15 protein-coding genes are annotated in these 20981 nt (G+C 46.8%); 1 reads left to right on the top strand and 14 read right to left on the bottom strand.

Annotated elements, in window-relative coordinates:
* Window positions 1-363: 363 nt before the first annotated feature.
* The 10 genes from EXU57_RS00895 to EXU57_RS00850 form a co-directional block, all read right to left on the bottom strand.
* Entirely contained in the window at window positions 364-1281 is a 918-nt protein-coding gene (locus tag EXU57_RS00895; RefSeq protein ID WP_133266282.1) for a glycerophosphodiester phosphodiesterase family protein, read from the bottom strand.
* A 5-nt stretch (window positions 1282-1286) separates the two neighbouring features.
* Window positions 1287-1976, bottom strand: coding sequence for a GDSL-type esterase/lipase family protein (locus tag EXU57_RS00890; protein ID WP_133266281.1), 690 nt, complete (start codon window positions 1974-1976; stop codon window positions 1287-1289).
* A 107-nt stretch (window positions 1977-2083) separates the two neighbouring features.
* Complete coding sequence (locus tag EXU57_RS00885; protein ID WP_133266280.1) at window positions 2084-3487, bottom strand: calcineurin-like phosphoesterase C-terminal domain-containing protein; 1404 nt, start codon at window positions 3485-3487, stop codon at window positions 2084-2086.
* A 379-nt stretch (window positions 3488-3866) separates the two neighbouring features.
* Window positions 3867-5387: a DUF5689 domain-containing protein gene (locus EXU57_RS00880; RefSeq protein WP_133266279.1), complete on the bottom strand. Its 1521-nt coding sequence runs from the start codon at window positions 5385-5387 to the stop codon at window positions 3867-3869.
* 52 nt (window positions 5388-5439) lie between these two features.
* A complete protein-coding gene (locus EXU57_RS00875) occupies window positions 5440-7020 on the bottom strand; it encodes a SusD/RagB family nutrient-binding outer membrane lipoprotein (protein WP_133266278.1) in 1581 nt (526 codons plus the stop codon).
* A 13-nt stretch (window positions 7021-7033) separates the two neighbouring features.
* A complete protein-coding gene (locus EXU57_RS00870; RefSeq protein ID WP_133266277.1) occupies window positions 7034-10252 on the bottom strand; it encodes a SusC/RagA family TonB-linked outer membrane protein in 3219 nt (1072 codons plus the stop codon).
* Between the two features lie 24 nt (window positions 10253-10276).
* Window positions 10277-11608 carry a glycerol-3-phosphate transporter gene (gene glpT, locus EXU57_RS00865; protein ID WP_133266276.1) on the bottom strand — a complete coding sequence of 444 codons (1332 nt, stop codon included), beginning with the start codon at window positions 11606-11608 and terminating at the stop codon, window positions 10277-10279.
* A gap of 70 nt (window positions 11609-11678) precedes the next feature.
* Window positions 11679-12407: an MIP/aquaporin family protein gene (locus EXU57_RS00860; RefSeq protein ID WP_133266275.1), complete on the bottom strand. Its 729-nt coding sequence runs from the start codon at window positions 12405-12407 to the stop codon at window positions 11679-11681.
* Between the two features lie 45 nt (window positions 12408-12452).
* Complete coding sequence (glpK, locus tag EXU57_RS00855; protein ID WP_133266274.1) at window positions 12453-13967, bottom strand: glycerol kinase GlpK; 1515 nt, start codon at window positions 13965-13967, stop codon at window positions 12453-12455.
* A gap of 41 nt (window positions 13968-14008) precedes the next feature.
* Window positions 14009-15637, bottom strand: coding sequence for a glycerol-3-phosphate dehydrogenase/oxidase (locus EXU57_RS00850; protein WP_133266273.1), 1629 nt, complete (start codon window positions 15635-15637; stop codon window positions 14009-14011).
* Window positions 15638-15806: 169 nt separating this feature from the next.
* Here EXU57_RS00850 and EXU57_RS00845 point away from each other — a divergent pair, with 169 nt between their 5' ends.
* The gene (locus tag EXU57_RS00845; RefSeq protein ID WP_133266272.1) at window positions 15807-16571 is read left to right on the top strand and encodes a DeoR/GlpR family DNA-binding transcription regulator; all 765 of its coding nucleotides are present in this window, start codon (window positions 15807-15809) and stop codon (window positions 16569-16571) included.
* A gap of 346 nt (window positions 16572-16917) precedes the next feature.
* On the opposite strand, the gene EXU57_RS00840 is transcribed toward EXU57_RS00845, so the two are convergent.
* The 4 genes from EXU57_RS00840 to EXU57_RS00825 form a co-directional block, all read right to left on the bottom strand.
* Window positions 16918-17946, bottom strand: coding sequence for a formylglycine-generating enzyme family protein (locus EXU57_RS00840; protein ID WP_133266271.1), 1029 nt, complete (start codon window positions 17944-17946; stop codon window positions 16918-16920).
* Window positions 17947-18292: 346 nt separating this feature from the next.
* A complete protein-coding gene (locus tag EXU57_RS00835; protein ID WP_133266270.1) occupies window positions 18293-19138 on the bottom strand; it encodes a glycerophosphodiester phosphodiesterase family protein in 846 nt (281 codons plus the stop codon).
* 138 nt (window positions 19139-19276) lie between these two features.
* Entirely contained in the window at window positions 19277-20233 is a 957-nt protein-coding gene (locus tag EXU57_RS00830; RefSeq protein ID WP_133266269.1) for a glycerophosphodiester phosphodiesterase family protein, read from the bottom strand.
* A 28-nt stretch (window positions 20234-20261) separates the two neighbouring features.
* Window positions 20262-20864, bottom strand: a complete 603-nt coding sequence (locus EXU57_RS00825) for a histidine phosphatase family protein (RefSeq protein ID WP_133266268.1) — start codon at window positions 20862-20864, stop codon at window positions 20262-20264.
* Between the last annotated feature and the right edge of the window lie 117 nt (window positions 20865-20981).

Raw genomic sequence — 20981 nt, 5'->3', positions numbered from 1 at the left:
CTGCATACGTTTAAATAATTGTTTTGAACGTTTTCCATGCTTTTGCAAGCAATGGCAGTCAAATATGCACCGGCATATTCAGCGAGAGCGGCAGTTATTTAGCGGTCCTGGTAATATCCACGCCTACCCTACCAACAAAAGCTATTAATTGATCTGTTCTCGATTGATATCCAAACGGCAAGCACTAAACTTTTTTGGTGATGAGCGAATCACCAGGATGGTGCATTGTTGCCCCTGCAGCTTCGCCAGTTGGAGCCCGCCCGAATGAAGCCCTGTTCGGCAGGCGGCAACCCTTCAACCACATATTGGCTATTCAGCTTTAGATGAGCGCGTAGTGAGGTTGTTCGGAACGCTCCCTTGAAGCTATTTATTTACCTGCAGTTGTTTAAAAAGGTTGGGATAATCTGAAATAATCCCATCAACTCCCATATCTACCAGGCTATTCATTTCATTAACCGTGTTAACCGTCCAGGGAATTACCTGCATGTTTTTACGATGGCATTCGTCAACCACCTCTTTGGTTAACATTGGGTAGTTTGGGCTGTATGCTGTTGGCGTAAAACCAAGCTTACTCATTTGTTCTGAAAAAGGCACCGTTGTATTTTCAACCAGGTAGGAAAGTTTTATAGAAGGATGTGACTGGTGAATGTATTGTAGTGGTCGAACGTCGAACGACTGAACTATGGTACGGTCAATGATCTTTTTACTGTTTAACACGGCAATGAGCAGTTCCGAAAACTCCGGCGGTGCAGGATGTCTTGTACCATCAAAACCAGCCCGTGATTTGATCTCGATATTATACGACATGCTTTTGCCGTTGGATTTGGCATAAGCCTCTACTGAGTCAATCAACTCCGACAAAAGCGGTTTGTAAGCAGCAATTTTCTGTTGTTGCGGAAAACCGGGATGAGGTTTAATTCCAACATCGTATTTCCTGATGCTATCATAATCCATCCTGTACAACAGTAGTTCTTCAGCTTCCTGTTTTGTAAGGTGTTTTCCGTCGGGAGTAGTGGTAATAATATCATTGAAATGGGCATCATGCGAAACCACAACTTTATTGTCGCGGGATATCACAACGTCTAACTCGAGTGTCGTTACATCCAGGTCAACTGAATTTTTCATTGCGATAATCGTATTCTCGGGCATCAAACCCCTTCCACCGCGATGCGCTTCAAAGTCGAACTTTCCCCCGGTTGTTAAGGAACCAACCGGTTTTTGCGAAGTACAACCCGTGTTTATTACGGCTGCTATCAGAAGGGTGCGAATAAGATTTTTCATATGTTTCAATTTAAATAACCGCCTTGCTTAAGTATGCTGGTCCAGAGGGCATAGCCGGCAGCATTTAGATGTAGTCCGTCTTCGGTATACTTTTTATCGAGTTTCTTATCGGCATCTAAAAATTTCGGGTATAAATCAATAACCGTAAATTTCTCCGTTATGCCGAGTAACCTCAGTTGTTCATTCACCCAAAGAATATGTTGGTCTTTGTTATAATGATTTTTGAATTGGGTGAAGTCACTATTAACCGGCATGAGGGTATGAAAGTAGATCTTTGTTTGTGGCGACTGCCGCCTGATCGTAGAAACAATTGTTCGATAGTTGTTGAGGATTACTATGTCGGGTATGTTCCTGGAGATGTCGTTGATACCAATCAACACAAAGACCTTTGCGGGCCTACCTTCGGTAACCTCCTGTAATCTTTCGATAACACCAAATGTAATATCACCCGATATGCCGCGATTACGCGCATTACGGATACCCAGCTGTTCGTTCCAGTCGGTACCAGCTGTAATACTGTTACCAAGAAAAACAATGTCGGATATAGCATTTGGAAAAGACTTAAACAAACCCACTTTAAGGGAAAAGTTGTTGGGCCGGTAAGTGCTATCCCATGCTGCTTGCTGGCTGCTTGCGGGCAGGCTCGCAATGCCGATAAAGCATACAACAGTAAAAACAATTTTGAAAACAGTCATGAATCAATTTTTGGGGTGGTCGGTGGTTCGCTGATTTTTCATAGTTGCCCGCCCGGCTGCGCCAGTCGGACCGGCAACGCTCCGGTTGAGCAGCTTTTCAGATCGGTTTAAGCAACCAACTCATATTTGTTTCCGAAGCGGTCTGTTGCAAGTACCTTAACCTGCTGCGCTCCCTGGGGAATAGTTGCCTTAAATACGTGGTCGGTTTTCCTTGGTTCAACAAACGGCCTCGACTTGGGCAACTGGTCACCTTTATACAGTGCAACAGCCATAGGATCGAAATCGGTAAAACGCGGCAGTGCGCCTTTATTTACCCCATCAACCTGGTATTCTACTTTCCAGGTAGGATCCCAGTTCCATACATTGGCTACGAGTTGCTGTTCGTTGCTGGTGCCACGCTCCATCATCGCCCTGATCTGGTGATCCCTGGGCTGACCAACGGATTTATAAAACCACTTTAACTCGGTACCATTTACTTCGTATACCGCATAACCCGGCGGTGTTCCATCCCCGCATATCGGACCGGTCCACCAGGCGCCGCACACGGTGCCGTGCACGTGTTCATACACGTTGTCGTTTATGATGTTGTTGTTGTAATGGGTATGCCCGGTCATGATGTGCACCTTATATTCTGTGATCAAATTATAAAGCGCCTGTTTGTTTTCGACGGCATGCACGGGTATATGGGCACATAATACAAGCAACTTATCTTTTGCTACAAAGGAGAGATCTTTTGCAAGCCAGGCGAGTTGCTCATCTGTAATGAACCCCTTGTATTCGCGCTCATTGCCGAGGTACCAAACATCGTCAAGAACCACGTAGTGAACCTGGCCGCGATTGAACGAATAATAACTCGGACCATAAGTTTTTTTAAAGGTATTATCCGAAGTTTCGTCTCCACCCATCCGGTAGTCCATATCGTGGTTGCCGATTACCTGGAAAAATGGGAGCCCGCATTGATCGATAGCAGCATTATAGTTCGAAAACAGGGGCAGGTTATCCCATACCAGGTCGCCGACGCATATGCCATGAATAAGCGCATTTGCAGGCAATGACTTCATATAGTTTTGTACGTCAGGAACAGACTGGGTCATCAGCTTTCGAACGTCGTTATCGTTTTTAATCTGCGGGTCGGCCCAGATCATAAACTGGTGCTGATCGTCGTTAACACCTAAGGCTTCAAGCTCAAAATTCCAATTGTCTGTCGTTCCCAGGTCTTTGTAATGGCGCGCAATATGTTTTTCATGTGGCAATGCATATCCCGCCGGAACCGATACAAATACGTGTTCGGCAAGAGGGGCTTTTCGAAATTCGTAGCTACCGTTTGCGGATGTTTTAACAACGGAAAAGCCGTCGCTTACCACCACATCAGCCACACCTTTACCACCCGATAATACCTTGCCTTTTATAACTGCTCCTTCACGAGTGGCTGAACTTAAACGCTTACTACAGCCAGCAAGCAGGCCACCTGTGATCCACAAGAGGTTTTGAATGAAATTTCTTCTTTGCATTAACTATACTCTTTATTACAACTTAAGATAACAAGATGTGTGTAGAAGACCACGAAGCAACAATGAAACCGACTTACAATTGAATACATGGCTACTCCTTGCTTGTTGCTATGCATGTTCATACCTGTTAATCTAAATTCAGCCATCAGGTATGATCGTTTACTGTAGTGCCTGCAGTTTCGCCGACTTGAAGAACCAATTGTACAAGTGAGTGACACAACGATGTTTAATAGACTACAAAAAGCCGGTCACCAAATCAACGTGTTCTGGCAACTCATTTTTTCATTGCAGGGATGCAGTCTCGGACTTGCGTATGTTCGTGAAAGGATAGCTAAAGCTCCGCCTTTTGAATTTTTAATTTTGCATTTTAAATTTTCTTCTACTGCACCAATTTGGTTGCTCCTTCACCTTCAATTTCTGTAAGCGGGGATGACTTGCTAAGGTCAACAAAGGTTTGTGTTCTTGCCTTCATCCACCTGCCAAGTACCGGGTTATATTCGCCGCCCAGCTTATTAAACATGCCCTGGTCGCCGGCTGGATAGCTGAGGTTAAGTGTATTTGAACCCATCCTGTAAAAAGGCTGATCCTGGAGGGTGACCGGGTTTTTAACGTCGTACCAGTCGTTATTTGCAACCCGGTATCCACGCTCGCCGAGGAACAGACTACCACCCGTGGCAACAAACATAACGTCGATTGGCTTACTTGCAAGACTAACCGCTGTTTCTTCGAATACAGCTATACCGGACGCATTACCACTGTTTGCAAACAAGCCCGACGTAGCATTGCCCACACCATCATCGCCGGCTGTTGTTGAATAATTGAATGACCTGATCCAGTTTGAAGCAGCCATGCTGGTGGAACTTGCGCCATTGATCAGTTTGGTTGAACCACCAACATAAAAGAAAGACCCTTTTGCTGCTGTGCCTGAAGTAAGGTTAAACTTGTAGGTGCGTTGTCCGCCTGTTCCCCATCCGTTGACCGGGGCCCCGGTTGGTGTCGCAGTATTTGCGTTATTGGTAACAACAACAGCAAAAGGAGTCGCTGCAAAATTGATATCCCTTGTTGCCATCAGCTGGATATACTCGTAATTGCCATCACCACCTTCAACATCGGGCATAAAACCAGTAATGAGCACGGATTGTACCTCTACGGTTGAACTCAGCACGACAATGTCGTTAAGGTTGCGCACGCGTAACTCGGGCTTAAGTGTTTTGTCGGGCATCATAGTATTGAAAACAATGCCGTAGTAATTGGAATTAAATGATAGTTTGCTGTTTGCAAAAGACGCTGTTGGTTCTGTATGCAAGGTGAGGTTACCAAAGCCATCGTTGAGGGTTTTGTCGCCCGACAATACATCTGTAGGTGATGGCAAGGGATTGAAACCACCTTTTACAATTACCACCAGGGTGTTTTCATACTTTTCCGGGTTAGCGAGAATGAGGTTTGATGGAACCCTGTTTGCAGGTATCGCAACACCCGAGGCCACCTTAGTAACAGCACTTGCAGGTACCCCTTTGATTTGCTGCATACCGTTAACCCTGGTTAAAACGCCACCGGCAACGGTAATGGTAACCGAGTCTCCCGGTACATATTTGGCCGCATCTGCACCAATATCGATTGCTATACCCCGCAATTCATTTAAACGACGAGCTTCCTGAACAATCAGCAAACCTGCTGGCATATTGCCGCCGGAATGATCTGATACAACCATCGCAGTGATCTGGGTTGAACCGTACATGTTTTCCGGACGTAGGCTAACGTCTTCGCCTTTGTACAATTCTTTGACGTCGAATATGGAAATATATGGACTAACACGACCCCCCGGATAGTTATACTTTTCGCATCCCCAGAAGAAAGCTAACACCAGCAAAAAGGAAGAATATCTTAGAAGAAATTTCATTTTAAATTGTTTAATTGTGACTGCAATGAACTTGGTAACAGCACATGTTGCCCTATGGTTTTTGCCACCAAACTGGTGTAGAAACTACGTCCGGTCCCTGCCGGTCTACCGCGATTCTGTAGTTAGTAGGATTTGTTGATTGTATGTATACCGGGTAATTTAATCTTGCCGGCATTACTCCACCATTTACCAGGCCTCCTCCTTTTGGCAAATTCGGGTGCCCTGTACGACGGTACTCGAACCACTGCTGGAAGTCGACGAGGAACAATGCATAATACTTTTGCAAATGGATTCTCTCCATCTTACTCTCCACGGGTAAGCTCTCTTCCCATTCGATATCAGCGGCAGTTAAAAATCTTCTTATGTTATTAGGCAACGAGTCCACAGGATTGATTCTCGAAGACCAATCGGGTATCCAGTAGGTTATACTTGCCAGGGCACCGTTCTCGTAGTAGGTTTCCGCTGTACCTGTACCTATCCAACCCTTTACAGCAGCTTCAGCAAGAATAAACTGCACCTCTGCGTAATTCATCATAATACCGGTTGCACTGTCTTTTTGTAAAGATTGGGCTGAACCGTTGGCAAGGAAGTAAGATCCAGTTTGAGGGGTTGAACCAGCGGGGTAACCACTTGGAATTCCAAAATACCTACCGGATGCAGGAGCAATCCCCCAACGATTAATACCCCCGGTTCCATAAGTAGGAATATCAATTCGCGGATCGTTCCACGCAACCAGGTTATCTATAAAAAAGCTTGCAAGACCAGGTCCGTCAAAGTCGGTGGGTCGAACACTACCCAATGGCGAGGTTAAAGGTTCGCTGGTTAGAATTGTACCTGTCCATTTGACCCTGGCTGTTTCATCATTGCGTTCGATCTTAGGATAGGTCGACGCCTTTGTTTCAACGATCTCCTTAATTTTTGCAATAGCCTGGGCCGATACCTCCGCTTTTCCGGAAAGCCTGAGCAGCAATCGTAAATACAACGAATTGCCAAATTTCCGCCATTTCGCCCGGTCGCCAGCATAAACCGGGTCATATGCAGGTTCTATAATTTCGAGTGCATTCCTTTGAGTAGCAGCAAGCAAAGTATTGGCTTGTTCCAGCTTATCAAACATATCGAGGTAGATCGCTTTTTGAGGATCAAACGCAGGTTCAAATATTAGCGAGTCCCTCCCTTTATTAGCTTGGAAGTAAGGCACATCCCCAAACGTGTCGGTAAGCAACGAATGGACCCACACCTGGAGAATTAATGATACCCCCATATAGTACCGGTTATAGGTGAGCAAGGTTGTGTCGGAAGACAATTTATAGATGTCTTTGATGTTCGTTAACTCGTTGTACCAACTGTTGTACATACCGTCGCCTACGTTTGCCCGGATGTCGTACCTGAAAACCCTTCCTTCAGCATCGCTAGGGTCAACGGTGACCTGCATCAATTCGTTATTGAAATTGCGATTGCGGGTGAGATTGTTGGATAATACTCCTACAATTGCAGGTGTTAACAACTGTCCGGGCTTTGCGATGGATATATTATTCGGGTCGGTATTCATGTCCTCAAATCCCTTGGTGCAGGATGACAGCACGAGGGAGAACAATATGAAAACCCCTGAGATCCGGTAGATGATCTTTTTCATTTGTTGAATGATTTTATAGTCCGATAACTAAGTTGACACCCATTGTGCGGGTAGCCGGGAATTGCGCAATTTCAAAACCTCTCACGATGTCTGATCCACTAAGGGTACCAAACTCGGGGTCAAATGCGGGCCATGGAGACCAGATAAAAAGGTCACGTCCATAAAGGCCTATCGTAGCACGTTGCAAGCCCAACCTTTTTACAAGATTGGCATTCACAGTAAAGTCAATCCTTGCTTCCCTGAACTTGATGAAGTCAGTACTAAAGGTGTTACCCTCTGCATTGTCACCTGCAAAAACAGATGTGTAAAAAGCTGCTACATCTTTCGCGATTACATCGTTTGGTCTGTATTTGCCATCCTGGCCCATTACAACACCGTTTCCGATTATGCCATTGTACCTGCCCGGCAGTGTGACTTTCAACTTGCCCTGCCCGGACTGGGTATGGAAGCTATGTGATTGACCGACAGCACCCGCTTGCGCATCGAACAAAAACTGAAGGCGGAAAGACTTATAAGAAAATTGGTTGGTCCAGCCGATCTTATACTTAGGGATCGTATTACCAAGGCGTTTTACGTCGGTGCCAATTAACGCAACACCAGTTTGTGCATCATACACCACCTGGCCGTCCGGGGCACGCACAAAACCTCTTCCATAAAGGTCGCCCATGCTTCCACCAATGGTTGCTAAAACCTGGGAAGATCCGGTTCGGCCAACGGATAGTACAACTGTGCTATCGGCAAGCTCTACGATCTTGTTACGGTTATAGGAGAACACCACATTTGAGGTCCACTTGAATGCTTTTGTTTGCACAGGGGTGCCATTAAGCGCCACTTCTATACCCGTGTTATTCACTTTTCCCGCGTTAATCAACTGGGTGTTGTAACCCGATGAACGGTCGACGATCCGTAGTAAGTGCTGATCGCGTGTGCTGCCTTTATATACTGCGATGTCAAGTCCTAAGCGGCTCTTGAACAACCTCAAGTCCACGCCTGCCTCGTATGTTACCGTTCTAAGCGGTCTCAAATTCGGGTTAGGCATTAAGGTTGGATTTTGCAACGACCCCGCAAATACTCCGCCTAAAGGCGCTATTGCTGGAGTGTAATTGTACGACGTGCGATAAGGGTTTGTACCACCGCTACCTACACTCGATGCGGAAAACCTGAACTTGGCATAGTTGATCGCTTTCGGCAACCTGGTATAATCCGACAAAATGAAACTAAGGTTGGCTGCGGGATAAAAGAACCCGGCATTTTCGGTACGGTTCGGGGTTGCAAGCGGACTTGCCCAGTCCTGCCTTGCAGTTAGATCAAGGTACAGGTACCTCTTGTACGATGCCGAGGCCAAACCGTAAAAGCTGTTGATACCAAAGTGTGCCTCATATGGAAGGGTAACTAAGTTTCCTGCGGCGTTCACCAGGGTATACAAACCCGGGTAAACAAGGCCATCTGCCTGGATCTCACGTCTTCTGTAATTGTTCCTTAGCCTGCTTCCACCCCCGGTAAGGCTAAAGTCGAAGTCGTTACTTACCTTTTTTTCATACTTCAACAAAAAGTCAGTGCTCGATTCCTGGGTAAAGATATCCTGGGTACGGTAGCTTCCCCGGGTAAGTCTTGGTCCTGCATCCCAGGGACGTTTTTGTGCACGATCCTCAAAGGCAAAGTCCATAGATGCCCGAACCATAAGGCTCAACTCTTTAGTGAAAGCATAGGTTGCCTGAACGTTACCAACAGCGTTGTGACGGTTGTTCTGGTTGATAAATTCGTGTGCAATAGCATATGGGTTTTCGGGGAAGCTGCTGAAAGGAAACGCAATTGCCTGTCCCTCTTGTCCTTTGATCCAATAATTTCTCAACCAGTTGATATCCGCACTAGGCTGCCAAAACAAATACCAGTACATGATGGACTGGTTACCATAACCAGCGCCTGGTAAGTTGTCGCTAAACTTATTGGTGTAATTGATCTTTGAGGTAAGCGTTAGTTTGTCATTTACTTTTGAGTTGACCGACAATGAAACCGTGTGACGGTTATATCCCGTATTTGGTGTGATCCACTTATTGCGCACATTGGTGTACGAAAAACGTGCTGTGGTTCTGTCGGTACCACCATCAACACTTACGGTGTTGGTAAAAGTGTTTCCTGTTTCAAAGTAGCCATTCACCCCATTTTTACCGGAGTAAGGCACCCATGGGGTTCTTACCGTATCCTGGCCCTGCAAGCCGGCATTATACTGGAAAAACATCTGTCCATTAAATCTTGGTCCATAGGCCGAGCTGGTTGAACGGGTAGATGGTCCGTCAACAGTGGTACCCCATGAAGAATAGTTTTGTCCACCGGTACCATGCCCGTATTCGTATTGCAGATCGGGCCGGGCATTATTCATTTGCTCGATAGAGGCATTAGAACTCCAGGTAAGACCAAATCCTTTCCTTTTTGCGCTTCCGGATTTTGTTGTAATAATTACCGCTCCGTTAGCCCCGCGCTGGCCATATAAAGCCGCTGCACCCGGGCCTTTTAGTACCGTAACGGTTTCAATATCCTCGGGATTAATATCGTTAAGACTGCTACCATAATCGGCCTGCATATTATCGCCGCTGGTACCGTAAGTAGACTCATTGCGGTTAGCTGTACGACCGCCACTGCTTGAGCTGATCACAACCCCGTCCACCACAATCAGGGCTTCATTATTACCGGTCAGGTTATTTTCTCCCCGAAGGATAATACTGTTAGAACCGGTTGGACCACTATTGGATCTCACCAGGTTTAAACCAGCCACCTTGCCCGATAAAGCATCGGTCCAGTTCGAAGACATGGCATCGGTGAGCTGTTCCGAGGTGACCGTAGTAGTTGAATAACCCAACGCCCTTTGTTCTCTTTTGATGCCTAATGCAGTTACCACTACACGGTCCAACTGATTGGAACTTTCCGAAAGCGTGATGTTGATAACCGGATCTCTACCTACAATAACTTCCTGCGACTGGTAGCCGACGAAGCTTAGCACAAGGGTTTCACCTTGTTTTGCGTTTATTGAAAATACCCCCTGCGCATTCGTAGTAGTGCCAGACGATTTGCCTTTGATCGAAACGCTTACATTTCCCACAGGAACATTAAGAGAGTCGCGAACGACGCCTGTAACGGTCTGTTGTGCAAATATGGTGATACTGAACAGCATCATAATGGTGCTCAACCAAACATGTTTCCATTTTGGTGAACAAAAAAGCATTGGTTTAGCCATAAGTAAATGTTGAAGAGGTTGCTATTAATTCAGATGTTTTTTCTCGTGTTTCCATGTTAAGGCAGTAAAAAACATGGTTAGGATGCATGCGGCAACTAATATGATAAACCCGCCGTCCCATCCCCACCGGTCTACGATCATGCCCATGGCGATGTTGGCGAACAAGGCCCCTCCCAGGTAGCCGAATAAGCCTGTAAGCCCCGCCGCAGTACCGGCAGCTTTTTTTGGTACCAGATCCAGTGCATGAACACCGATGAGCATTACCGGGCCATAAATCAGGAACCCGATTATGATCAGCGCAATGTTGTCGATCATCGGCTGACCAGGAGGATTTTTCCAGTATAGAATAATGGCTGCAAGCACAAGTACCATATAGATGATGGTAGCCGGTGCACGTCGTCCGCGAAAAACTTTATCGCTCAACCAGCCACACAACAAGGTGCCTGGTATGCCGGCATATTCATAAGCGAAATATGCCCATCCTGACTCGGTTACGGAAAAACCTTTGGCTTCTTTCAAATACGTAGGTGCCCAGTCAAGTACCCCGTATCGAACCAGGTAAACAAACACGTTTGCAAAAGCGATGTACCAAAGCATCCGGTTGTTGAATATATAATCAAAGAATATCCGCTTTGCTGTCAGCTCCACTTCCTGTTGTTCGGAGTAATCTTTCGAATAATCATTTTTATATTTTTCAATCGGTGGTAGCCCACACGACTGTGGGGTATCCCTGATTAAGATGAAAGCAATTACCGCAACCACCAGGGCAATAAAACCTGGGAAATAAAACTTGCTCTGCCAGCTTCCGAAAATCGCGAGCCCTGCAATCGAAAGTGGCCCAACCAATCCACCACCGATGTTGTGGGCCGTGTTCCAGATGGACATTTTAAAGCCACGTTCCCGTATCGAAAACCAGTGTACCATTACCCTTCCGCACGGTGGCCATCCCATTCCCTGGAACCAGCCGTTGAAAAACAGGATGATGAACATGATCGCAATTGAACTCGTCGCAAATGCAAACACCCCCATCAAAATCATACTGAGGGCCGAGAGTACAAGACCAAGCGAAAGAAAAATCCTCGCGTTACTCCGGTCCGATACGTTCCCCATCAGGAATTTGCTTAAGCCGTACGCGATCGAAACACCCGACAACGCAAACCCAAGATCTGTTTTTGAGAAGCCCCGGTCTACCAGGTCGGGCATTACCATCGAAAAGTTTTTTCGTACCAGGTAGTAACCCGCATAGCCAATAAAGATCCCCAGGAAAACCTGCAACCTGAGTTGTTTATACCGGCCGTCTACTTCCTCTTTTGCCAGGGGCGCCTTGTGCGCCGCTGGTGCCAGTATTCCAGTCATATCCATAAGCAATCGAACTAAGTAAGCTGTCGTATAATGGTTTGCACTTCTGCTAAAATTCCTGTTTGTGTTACTGTAAAAGCATGAATAGCCCTGATGCTATTGCTGCGCCGATAAAAGGCCCGATTATGGGTATCCAGGCGTACTTCCAGTTGCTGCTGCATTTGGCCTTCAGCGGCAGTACGGCATGTGCTATTCTTGGGCCCAGGTCGCGCGCCGGATTGATGGCATAACCTGTTGTGCCCCCAAGTGAGAGCCCTATGCTCCAGACCAAAAATGCAACCGGTATTGCACCCAGCGAACCCAGGCCAATAGGTGTTTTAGCATCAGTGATCTCTGCATTTGTAAAATAGAATATGACAAAAACCAATACGAAGGTTCCTACGATTTCGCTGAGAAAGTTGAATAAACGATTGTGGATGGCAGGTGCAGTGCAGAAGGCAGCCATCTCTGTGTTTGGATCATTGGTCGTATTAAAATGATCACGGTATACAATCCATACAATTACCGCCCCGATTATAGAGCCGATTAACTGTGCAATGATAAACATGATAACTTTACTCCAGGCAAACTTACCTACGATAGCCAGCGCAAATGTAACAGCCGGGTTTAAGTGCGCGCCACTGTAAGGAGCGGCAATCACCACACCTACGTATACCGCCAGCGCCCACCCGGTCGTGATCACCATCCAGCCACCATTATATCCTTTCGTTCCTTTTAACACCACGTTTGCTACAACACCATTTCCAAGAATTATCAACAACATCGTCCCTATCAATTCGGCCGTAAATTCATTCATAACAATAATGATTATGCGCTTTGGTTGTTAAGTTTATATGAACTCTTAAAGATCTCCCGGTTCCTGGAGCTTTGCCCAGGCCTCACAAGCGTTTACAGCTTTTTTCCATCCCTTCATCAGTCCGGCCTGATGAAGGGCATTCGATGGCTCAAACGTTTTGTTGATCTGCCATTGTTGTTGAATTTCGTTGATGTTGTTCCAATACCCAACAGCAAGGCCGGCGAGGTAAGCTGCGCCCATAGCTGTGGTTTCGGTTATTTCCGGACGAACAACTTTGGCCTGTAACACATCGGCCTGTATTTGCATAAGCAGGTTGTTTACGGTCGCTCCACCATCAACCCGAAGTTCCTGTATGGCTGCGCCTGAGTCTGCTTCCATTGCCTGCAACACTTCCATGGTTTGAAGGGCAATGCTTTCCAAAGCCGCCCTGGCAATGTGTGCAGAAGTGGTACCACGCGTTATACCCACCATGGTGCCACGGGCCTCCTGGTTCCAGTAAGGTGCCCCCAGGCCTGCAAATGCGGGTACAAGGTAAACCCCGCCATTGTCTTCAACCCGCTGCGCAAGCTGCTCTACTTCAGCAGACGAGGATATAATGCCCAGCCCGTCGCGTAACCATTGCACTACGGCGCCGCCAATAAAAATACTGCCTTCAAGTGCGTATTGAACCTCGTCGCCTATTTTCCAGGCAATCGTTGTAATAAGTTTGTGTTTCGAGAGTGTGGGTTTGTTTCCAATATTCATCAACATGAAACAGCCAGTGCCATACGTATTTTTTACCATGCCGGGTTTGGTGCACATCTGACCAAATAAAGCAGCTTGCTGATCTCCGGCAATTCCGGCAATCGGGATTTTGGCTGCCAGTATCTGGCCCGCCGTTTCACCAATTACCTCGCTTGAAGCACTTACAACCGGCAGCATTGATTTAGGAATGTCGAAAAGTGCGAGTAATTCGTCGTCCCAGGCCAGCGTGTGAATATTGTAAATCATGGTCCTCGACGCATTGGTAACGTCGGTTGCGTGAACCTTTCCGCCGGTCAGGTTCCAAATGAGCCAGGAGTCAACGGTGCCGAAAGCAAGGTTCCCCTGGTTGGCGCGGTCACGTGCGCCGGGCACTTCATCGAGGATCCACTTAATTTTTGTTGCTGAAAAATAGGCATCTACAATAAGGCCGGTTTTTTCCTGTATGGTCTTATCATGTCCCTGCTCTTTGAGGCTGTTGCAATAAGCCGATGTTCTGCGGTCCTGCCAAACAATTGCATTATAAATAGGCCGGCCAGTTTCCCTATCCCAAACCACGGTTGTTTCACGCTGGTTGGTAATGCCAATTGCAGCAATGTCGGCAGGGGTAGTTTGAGCCTTTAACACTGCTTCGGTGGCAACGGTTAGCTGCGACGACCATATTTCATTTGCATCATGTTCTACCCAACCCGGCTGGGGGTAATACTGTTGAAACTCACGTTGGGCAACGGATACGATTTCACCGGATCTATTAAATATAATGGCACGGGAACTTGTAGTACCCTGGTCGAAGGATAAGATGTATTTAGGCAAGCTCATTAAGGTTTTGGTATCGTTAGTGCGGGGTTAAAAGTATCGTTTTATACGACCTGTTCACTAAATACGGGTATTTTCTCGTTGGTTAATTTAATGGACGGTGCCAGTATATAATTTCCTGCTAGAGCATTAAACTCCAGCACCTGTCGCTTCTCCCATGCCTCATCGTAGCCAAGCTCCATCGACATTAGTTCAGCAACCCGGGGTGCCGCCTGTATGGCAGCTTTGGCATCTAAAAACAATAGGCGCAGTCGCCTGGCAAGCACATCTTCCACGGTGCGGGCCATTTCATTTCGCGTGGCCCAAACAACTTCCGCTTCCGTGTGCGAAAGTTCAGCAACCAATCGTTTGCCCAGTTCGGGCGATTTTTTGATCAGCTGCTCGATTTCTTTATAATCCGTACCATAATAAGACGACACATTTTCCGCATCGCTTTCTGCGCATCCATGTATGCTGATGTCTTTTGTCCGGCATTCCACTTCATGGAGCGAACCAACAGTAATCGCTTTATCTACTGTTTCTTCGCCCATCTTGCGGTAAGTGGTCCATTTTCCGCCGGTTATCGTAATCAGTCCCGACTCGCTAACGAATAACTTATGGTCCCTTGATATTTCTTTGGTGCTGTTGGTATCCTTATCTGGCGCCGCCAGTGGCCTAAGCCCCGCAAAAACGCTCAGCACGTCTTTGTCGGTGGGTGGCGAAGTCATATACTGCTTTACCGTCTCCAAAATAAAGCTGACTTCTTTATCTAACGCAACCGGTTCCATTGAATGCTTTTCCAGTGGGGTGTCTGTTGTACCTAACAACAGGTGGTTATGCCATGGAACGGCAAACAATACTCGTCCGTCTTCCGTCTCTGGTATCATCATGGCACTTTTGCCATTTAAAAACGACTTGTCAACAACAACGTGTACGCCCTGGCTGGGACGAACGATTGGCCTGCTTCCGGGCTTGTCCATTTGGAGTACATCGTCTACAAATACCCCCGTTGCATTGATCACCACTTTACTGTTGATCGTAAAGGTTTTATTTGTTTCGATGTCCACAGCCCGGATACCGCTTACTTTTTCTTTGTCTTTCAACAGGCCGGTAACCTTAAAGTAGTTTAGCAGGGTCCCACCATTTTCTGCGGCTGTTTGTGCCAGGTTTACTGCGAGCCGCGCATCATCAAACTGTCCATCAAAATATTCAATGCCTCCGGTCAGGTGTTTAGGGTTAATCCCGGGAAGCTGGGCGAGAGTTTCCTTTTTATTTAGAAAACGCGACTTACCAAAACTGAAACGACCCGAAAGCCAGTCGTACATCTTTAGACCAACCAGGTATTTCATTTTCGAAAACCAGCTGTAACACGGAATGATGAATGGCTGGCGTTTAACGAGGTGCGGAGCATTTTTAAGTAGGAGTCCCCTTTCCCGCAAGGCGGCATAAACCAGGCGGATGTCGCCCTGGGCAAGGTAACGAACCCCGCCATGGACCAGTTTTGTACTCCTGCTGGAGGTGCCTTTGGCAAAATCAGACTGTTCCAACAGCAATGTTGCATATCCTCGGCTTGCACTGTCTACCGCAATTCCGAGACCTGTTGCGCCTCCGCCAACAATTACGACATCCCAGCAATCGGTCTCATTTAAGCGCCGGATAAATTTTTCCCTGTCTAAGGCAGCTGTGGTAAACATTACTTTCAATTGGTTTCGTTTCTACACGTTTCTTTGTTAATTAAAAGTAAGTATAATTTTATTTGCAGCAAACTGAAACAAAATAAAAGTTTCCCCAGCTCGATCTTATTTCGGGTGGTTTTCTAACACTGTCTAAAATATTTAGCTATTTTTATCTCATCTGCCTGATATGATTAACATTACTGAACGCCACCAGTTTATTCTCAGCAAGCTTCAAAAGGAAGGATACACCCAGGTATTGGACCTTTGTAAAGAATTAAATGTATCGTCGGTAACCATCCGAAAGGATCTGAAATTACTGGAAGACAAAAAGCTCCTCTTTCGTACCCATGGCGGAGCCAGCATGAACAATCCGTACACCGTAGATAAGCCGGTGAACGAAAAAGAAAAGCTGCAATCATCGGAGAAAACAAAAATTGGCGAAGCTGCTGCTCAAACCATAGAAGCAAACGACTCCATCATCATAGCATCGGGTACTACCGTGCTGGCACTTGCTAAAAGTATCCACCCCGAAAAAGGGCTCACCGTCATAACGTCTGCCCTTAACGTCGCGCTTGAATTATTGCACCACGATAATGTTGAGATCATCCAGCTTGGCGGAATTATCCGGCGTACCTCTTCTTCTATTACCGGAAGCTATGCCCAGCATATGCTCACCGATTTTTTTTGCAGCAAGTTGTTTCTGGGGGTGGATGGTATTGACATCGAATATGGCCTCACCACAACAAGTGTCGTTGAAGCGCACCTGAACCGGCAGATGATTAAGGCATCGCAGAAAGTTATCGTGCTTTCCGATTCTACAAAGTTTGGCAAACGCGGTTTCGGCCGGATCTGTGGGATAGAGGAGGTCAACCAGGTCATCACCGACAAAGGCATTCCCGAACATTATGTCAACCACCTTGAAGGTATGGGAATAGAAGTCACGATTGTTTAAGAGATCCATTCAGGGGCTGATCCCAGGTTAATACCCGGAGACGTAAATTAACCTTCCAGGTTAGCGAAGGTCCAGACATGTTAGATTACCCGATTTGCTGCACCGGTGACCCGTCCCTGTTCAACGTTCTTAGTCCTGGTTAACGATTACCGAGATGAGCAATATTTTTTGGACCAAACAGCAGCACTGCTGGGCGACTGCCGTTGCGTCGCACTCTTGTACGGCATAGCATTGCTGGGCAGCTTACTCAATTAAATCATTCCAGCGGGGCGGATAGCTGGTAAGAAAGCGCAAGCGGGAACTGTTGTGGAAGAGGCAATTATTATTTAATCATGAACGAACCAGGTTAATTTGCCGTATTGTCTTTTACACACCTGAACCCCAGGTTATTGCTGCCGCTGGTAACTTCCCCTTTGCCCCTGCTACCCGTTCGGTATCGTATACAATATTGATCGCTGCACAAAAAGGATCCACCCCGTTGCACACGCTTTACAGTCCCGGGTTCGTCAGGGTCAAAACTGTCCGCGGGCCCTGGCGGGTTTTTCACCGGGCTTTTCTCGTAATAGTCGGGCCGGTAATAGTCGTTGCACCATTCCCAAACATTGCCTTCGAGATCGTACAAGCCATAAGCATTTGGGGGATATGATTTGACCGGGGCAATACCCGCAAAGCCATCTTCTTTGGTGTCGGTAACTGGAAAATCCCCTTCAAAGATATTTGCCACGAACTTCCCGCCCGGCTTCAGTTCATTACCCCAATAAAACTTTAACGGCCTGGTTCGCCCACCCAGGGCAGCATACTCCCATTCCGCTTCGGTTGGCAAACGTTTGCCGGCCCATTTGGCATATGCAAGTGCGTCTTCGTAAGCTACATGCACGACAGGATCGTTTGCCTGGCTGTTAACTGTGCTACCTGGCCCCAGCGGGGTCTTCCAGTTTGCACCCGGAATATACTTCCACCATTGTAAGGGTTCGTCAAGCGAAACATTCTGCGCAGGCGGCACAAATACGGCTGAACCTGGCACCAGGCTCGAAGCGTCTACGCCAGGGAAATCGGTGGGATTAAGTTGCCGTTCGGCAGCCGTGATGTAGTTGGTCGCTTTTACGAAACGGGCAAACTCGGCATTGGTCACCTCGTGTTCATCCATGAAAAAGCCCGACAAGCTCACCCTGTGTAGCGGTTGCGCGTCGGGGAATAGCGGATCCGTTGAGCCCATTGCGAAAGTCCCCCCTGGTATCCACACCATTTTGGAGGGAATGCTATCCAGTATCGTTTCAGCTATTGCAGGCTTATTTCCATTTTCGTTTTGAACAATCCCCTCGCATCCCAATACGGATAAACTAAACAGCCCTGCAACCACACGCTTTATCACCATAATTTTTGGGTGTTTTTAGACCACCGACCAGTTACAATAATAACAAATGTTCTGATCTGAAGATGCCGGCAGGCAAGGATTGTGCAGGTGACAAGTTGCAGGTGACAACACCTGCACGGGCGGAGAATGTGTAGGTGACAACACCTACACGGGCGGGATGACAAGTTGCAGGTGACAACACCTGCAAAGGCGGGGGCGACAACCCTGCAAAGGCGGAATGTGTAGGTGACAATACCTGCACGGGCGGGATGACAAGTTGCAGGTGTCAACACCTGCACCGGCGGAAGATACCTACACGGCGGGGAATGTGTAGGTGACAACACCTGCACGGGCTACCCGGGCGGGGCTAGTGGAGGTCTTTGAACAAATTTGGATAATCGGTGATAATGCCGTCGACTTTGAGTGACTTCAGGCGCTTCATTTCCGGCAAGTCATTCACCGTCCATGGGGTGACCTTTATGCCTTTTACATGCGCCTTTGCAATGAGTGCTGCGTCTACCAGTGAATAGTGTGGATTATAATATTCCGGCGTGAAGCCCAGACCTGCCAGGTTTTGCTCAAACGTAAGTGCCTTTTCCCCTGTTAAAAACCCAAGGGTCAGGCGAGGATGGGTGCGGTGTAAAACCTGCAGCGGGCGCATGTCGAAAGACTGCACAATAAGTCGTTCGCCAAGCTGGTACGGATCAAGCACATCCATCATTAGCTTCATATAGGTCTCAGGTGCAGGCTGCTCTACCCCATCTGTCTTCTCTTTTGATTTTACTTCTACGAGGTAATAAACCGGCTTTAAACTCCGTGATTTCGTAAACGCTTCAACTGAGTCAATCAGTTCTGATAATAACGGCGCATAAATAGCCATCCGTTGTTGTTGCGGATAAGCAGGGTAAGGCTTCGAACCAACATCAAATTTCCGGATCACATCGTAGTTCATCTGGTAAAACGTATACTTCTGCCGGTCTTGTTTTGGTATTTCACCCCCGCCTGGCATTGTCGTATAATCCGGGTTAAAAGACTCGTCGTGGTAAACAATCAGTTTGTTGTCTTTGGATACATGTACGTCGAGCTCGATAACGTTTGCACCAAGCTCAATTGCCTTCTGCATGGAAGGGATTGTATTTTCAGGCATCAATCCCCTTGTACCCCGGTGTCCGATCTGGAGAAACCCGGGTTGTAAAGTCTCAGTGGTTGTCATCTTCCGTACTGATTTACAATGAGCCAATATGCCACATGTACATAAGGCTAAGCACACGTAACAAAACCATTTGAGTTGATGCATTTGCTAAAAGTTAGTACTGAAACCAGATGAAATACCCGGCAAAACTAAGGCCGGCTAGCTGGACTTCTTTGTTACAAAGTACTTGTTTTTCGGACTTTGTTTTGGTGTCAGGGCCTGCACGGCCTCGCCTGCCTCGATTGGCAAATCTGACTCAACCACATTTGCACCTTGCTGAATAATATCAGCATAGGCTTTTTTGCGGGCTTGTGGATCAGGCAGCTTGTCGTAAGATGGTGCAGCAGATATCATACACATCACTCCTTTGGCGTGCAACAGGTCGTACAATAGCTTGTTTTCCGGTTTATTTGTCGGTCCAACATAAGCCATCACGTGCGACCAGGGTATTCCTTCTTTTTCGTATTCGTCAAAGGCTGCCTTTGTAAGTACAAAAGCCGAAAACATCACGTTGGGATTATTGGTAATGTAGTATTTGGCTTCTTTAGCATTGTGCACGGTAAGCATTACATGGGCTTCGGCTTTATGCTGTTTTAATTTTGCTGATGTCATTTCAAGAGGAACATCTTTCTTATCAAGATTAATGATCGTTTTCCCCTTACTCCAAACAATTACTTCGTCCAGGGTAGGAATTTTAAATTCACTGACATTACCCTGCGGATCCTTTAACCTGAACTGTTTTAGTTGTTCATAGGTATAATCAGCAAGCTTGCCCTTACCATTGGTAGTACGATCAAGGGTGGCATCATGCAGCAACACGATCACACTATCTTTAGTTAACCGTGGATCAATTTCAAAAAAAGCCGGGGTGTAACGAAGTGTGTTCTCAAAGGTTGGGATACAATTTTCCGGAAATCCTTTTGTGGTACCACCACGATGTCCGCTAACCAGTGGTACGTCATTGCCGGTATACCTGAAAAAATCCAGCAGTTCTTTGCTGCTATTGATTTTAAGTGTATTGATTGTATGCTGTTGCCCTATTCCGCCCTCGTATGCTAATACAGAAAATGCAAACAACAACAATGATCTTTTCGCGCGTTTAATTAGGTGCTTCATCAGTTTCTCTGATTGAGGGTTATTGGTGTTACTTCAATTTACTATTCAGATGAACAAGTGTAAGTTCTGCGTCTTCATCCAACTGGAACATGCTCACGGTTGAGTTTTCCTGTACAAGTTTACGGTAATGTTTCATGGGCATACCAAGTTTGTGGGCCAGGTATAAGCGGTTGACACCATTGTGCGCAACAACCATAATACTTCCTGTTTTATGCTGCTGTAAAACGGAATGAAAAAAATCATCAACCCGGTTGGTGAGATCACGTGCTGTTTCACCTGTACCGCCGGCTTTCACATCCGTTGGGTCGGCATCCCAGTTATTCCACAAACCAGGATCTTCCTCAATGAATTCAGCCCTGGTTTTTCCCTCCCAACCACCGAAATCTACTTCGATAAGGCGTTCGTCTATGATCACTTTTTTCCCTCCGCATGCTATCTCAGCGGTCTTGTATGCGCGCTGCAGTGGTGATGAATACACGGCATTGAATTCAATTCCTTCCAACTGAGACCTCACCAGTTCAGCCTGGTTGATTCCTTTCTCTGTTAGTGGAATATCCGTGCGGCCGCAATACCTGTTGCCGGCAGCGTTCCAACTTGTTTGTCCGTGGCGTAATAAGTAAACATCCAGCATAAAGTTTATACTTAATCCATGAAGCCTGCTAAAGCAATATCTCCAGGAATGGTGAGTAAAATAATGACAGTACAAGAGTGCCACACCCCGTCCGAACCGCCGGCCCGAAAGAATTCA

The sequence above is a fragment of the Segetibacter sp. 3557_3 genome (assembly GCF_004354985.1).
Lineage (GTDB): Bacteria > Bacteroidota > Bacteroidia > Chitinophagales > Chitinophagaceae > Segetibacter.
The sequence above is the reverse complement of the archived record's forward strand: the minus strand, read 5'-3'. Positions and strand labels throughout refer to the sequence as shown.

Coding starts and splice junctions, on each gene's coding strand:
- EXU57_RS00895 (WP_133266282.1), bottom strand. CDS start 1,281: ATGAAAAATCTTATTCGCACCCTTCTGATAGCAGCCGTAATAAACACG.
- EXU57_RS00830 (WP_133266269.1), bottom strand. CDS start 20,233: ATGAAGCACCTAATTAAACGCGCGAAAAGATCATTGTTGTTGTTTGCA.
- EXU57_RS00825 (WP_133266268.1), bottom strand. CDS start 20,864: ATGCTGGATGTTTACTTATTACGCCACGGACAAACAAGTTGGAACGCT.
- EXU57_RS00890 (WP_133266281.1), bottom strand. CDS start 1,976: ATGACTGTTTTCAAAATTGTTTTTACTGTTGTATGCTTTATCGGCATT.
- EXU57_RS00850 (WP_133266273.1), bottom strand. CDS start 15,637: ATGTTTACCACAGCTGCCTTAGACAGGGAAAAATTTATCCGGCGCTTA.
- EXU57_RS00835 (WP_133266270.1), bottom strand. CDS start 19,138: ATGACAACCACTGAGACTTTACAACCCGGGTTTCTCCAGATCGGACAC.
- EXU57_RS00880 (WP_133266279.1), bottom strand. CDS start 5,387: ATGAAATTTCTTCTAAGATATTCTTCCTTTTTGCTGGTGTTAGCTTTC.
- EXU57_RS00840 (WP_133266271.1), bottom strand. CDS start 17,946: ATGGTGATAAAGCGTGTGGTTGCAGGGCTGTTTAGTTTATCCGTATTG.
- glpK (WP_133266274.1), bottom strand. CDS start 13,967: ATGAGCTTGCCTAAATACATCTTATCCTTCGACCAGGGTACTACAAGT.
- EXU57_RS00885 (WP_133266280.1), bottom strand. CDS start 3,487: ATGCAAAGAAGAAATTTCATTCAAAACCTCTTGTGGATCACAGGTGGC.
- EXU57_RS00875 (WP_133266278.1), bottom strand. CDS start 7,020: ATGAAAAAGATCATCTACCGGATCTCAGGGGTTTTCATATTGTTCTCC.
- glpT (WP_133266276.1), bottom strand. CDS start 11,608: ATGACTGGAATACTGGCACCAGCGGCGCACAAGGCGCCCCTGGCAAAA.
- EXU57_RS00845 (WP_133266272.1), top strand. CDS start 15,807: ATGATTAACATTACTGAACGCCACCAGTTTATTCTCAGCAAGCTTCAA.
- EXU57_RS00860 (WP_133266275.1), bottom strand. CDS start 12,407: ATGAATGAATTTACGGCCGAATTGATAGGGACGATGTTGTTGATAATT.
- EXU57_RS00870 (WP_133266277.1), bottom strand. CDS start 10,252: ATGGCTAAACCAATGCTTTTTTGTTCACCAAAATGGAAACATGTTTGG.